Raw genomic sequence first — 2,406 nt, 5'->3', positions numbered from 1 at the left:
AGGTCGTACTATTTCAGATTTCTCCGCATGCTTTCGTGAATTACGTCTGACTGATAATAAATTTTTAAAGTTATCAGATTCTCAAAAAAAAAGGTGTGTGCATCTAGCGCAGAAAAACGGTCATCATGATACGGTGGCTGCGTTTATGAAGGTGCTGGTGGAGTTACTGAAGGCAGGGAGGTTATCAGAAGATAAGTTCATAGCGCTGGCAGCGGGAAAAAGACGTGACGAAACACCTGGACTATTTCTGGCGCTGCAAAATGGTCATCATGATACGGTGACTGCGTTTATGAAGGTGCTGGCGGAGTTACTGAAGGAAGGGACGTTATCAGAAGATAAGTTCATAGCGCTGGCAGCGGGAAAAAGACGTGACGAAACACCTGGACTATGTTTAGCGCAGAAAAACGGTCAGCATGAGACGGTGGCTGCGTTTATGAAGGTGCTGGTGGAGTTACTGAAGGAAGGGAAGTTATCAGAAGATAAGTTCATAGCGCTGGCAGCGGGGAAATATGGTGACGGAACGCCTGGACTATATTTGGCGCTGCAAGAGGGTCAGCATGAGACGGTGGCTGCGTTTATGGAAGCACTGGCGGAGTTACTGAAGGAAGGGAAGTTATCAGAAGATAAGTTCATAGAGCTGGCAGCAGCGAAAGATGGTGACGAAATACCAGGGCTATGGATGGCGCAGCAAGAGGGTCAGCATGATACGGTGGCTGCGTTTATGGAAGCTCTGGTGGAGTTACTGAAGGCAGGGAAGTTATCAGAAGATAAGCTCATAGAGCTGGCAGCAGCGAAAGATGGTGACGAAACACCTGGACTATATTTGGCGCTGCAAAATGGTCATCATGATACGGTGACTGCGTTTATGAAGGTGCTGGCGGAGTTACTGAAGGAAGGGGAGTTATCAGCAGATAAGTTCATAGAGCTGGCAGCGGGGAAAAGACGTAACGGAACACCTGGACTATGGATGGCGCTGCAAGAGGGTCAGCATGATACGGTGGCTGCGTTTATGAAGGTGCTGGCGGAGTTACTGAAGGAAGGGAAGCTATCAGAAGATAAGTTCATAGAGCTGGCAGCAGCGAAAGATGGTGACGAAATACCTGGACTATTTCTGGCGCAGAAAAGCGGTCAGCATGATACGGTGGCTGCGTTTATGAAGGTGCTGGCGGAGTTACTGAAGGCAGGGAAGTTATCAGAAGATAAGTTCATAGCGCTGGCAGCAGCGAAAGATGGTGACGAAACACCAGGGTTATTTCTGGCGTTGCAAAACGGTCGTAATGAAGTGGTAACGGTATTTATGACGGTGTTGGCCGAGTTGTTGAGAGAAAAATCTTTGTCGGAAGAGGCATTCAAGGAGCTGGCAGCGGCGAAAAGTGGAAACGAAACATTTGGGTTATTTATGGCGCAGGAATGCCATTATCATAAGACGGTAAATGCATTCATGAGCGTGTTGGACTCGTTAGGTAGAGGTGGGAGTTTGTCTATGGATGCATTAACAGAACTCAAAAAGAGAGCTAAACCTTTGGGTAACCCCCTTTTTTAGGATTAAGCAGTTCGGGTTATTATGTGTAAAGAATTTTATGGAATGTCAAAAAAGATAGCATCGTTACGAAGGTAAGAGATGGTCAAGTTACAGTAAAATTCGATGGGCATCTGACTAAAATCAATCAGGTCTCTTTCAGATTTTAATCTCTGAGGGTTTTATTCCCCGCCGCTTGCGGCGTAATATGATGTAATGAGCGAATACATTCACAAGAGCCATAACGTAATTATTTTGCTATATCACTTAGTTTTTCCAGCCAAATACAGAAGAGCGGTATTTGACGAGGCTCATATCGGGTTCAAGACTGCTAGGTAATCAATAGTTGAATGAGTGGTGCAAGCAGCCCTTTACCTCGTAGGCCAGCATTGTGTACAAACTCAAAAAAACCAAGATAAAGAGGGAGTTTTTCTTGTGATATCCCTCGATGTGGTCTCAACCATGGTCTAAGTAATGACCAGAAACCTTCCATCGTATTAACGTGCACTTCATAGAATCCATCACCGTCTTCATCTCTAGCGTACTCATGTTTACTGTGGCACACACTTTTATGTTCATAACCCCAGTCTTCAAGTGAATGGTAAATGTTGTATTCATCGGTGTAAATTAACGAGCCGATGGCGACTGTTTTTTCTATGAAAGGTTTAATCGTTGCTTTCTGAACATTTTTCAGCAAGTTAATAACGACTTCTCCACCACGTTGTATCATTCCAAACACTGGGGGTTTTTCAGAAGCCATCGTTCCTCGTCCTGGAGCACCTTTAAGTTTTCGTCTTCTACTTTTTCGCCCCAGATTTTTTTATGGCTTCAGGTTTTCCTTTGTGACCAGCAACAAGGTACATTTCGTCAAATTCAACTTTGCCTTT

General features: G+C 44.9%; 2 protein-coding genes and 1 pseudogene. 2 read left to right on the top strand and 1 reads right to left on the bottom strand.

Going from position 1 to position 2,406, the window contains the following annotated elements:
• On the top strand, nt 1-1,543 hold a 1,543-nt coding region (locus tag JQC92_RS21855; RefSeq protein ID WP_205001638.1), incomplete at its 5' end, for a hypothetical protein.
• 192 nt (nt 1,544-1,735) lie between these two features.
• A pseudogene (locus JQC92_RS21850) lies at nt 1,736-1,828 on the top strand (IS200/IS605 family transposase); the annotation flags it as partial.
• A 22-nt stretch (nt 1,829-1,850) separates the two neighbouring features.
• Here JQC92_RS21850 and JQC92_RS21845 read toward each other — a convergent pair.
• Nucleotides 1,851-2,333: an IS1595 family transposase gene (locus JQC92_RS21845; RefSeq protein WP_205001639.1), complete on the bottom strand. Its 483-nt coding sequence runs from the start codon at nt 2,331-2,333 to the stop codon at nt 1,851-1,853.
• Between the last annotated feature and the right edge of the window lie 73 nt (nt 2,334-2,406).

The organism is Parashewanella hymeniacidonis (genome assembly GCF_016900895.1).
Taxonomy (GTDB): domain Bacteria; phylum Pseudomonadota; class Gammaproteobacteria; order Enterobacterales; family Shewanellaceae; genus Parashewanella; species Parashewanella hymeniacidonis.
The sequence above is the reverse complement of the archived record's forward strand: the minus strand, read 5'-3'. Positions and strand labels throughout refer to the sequence as shown.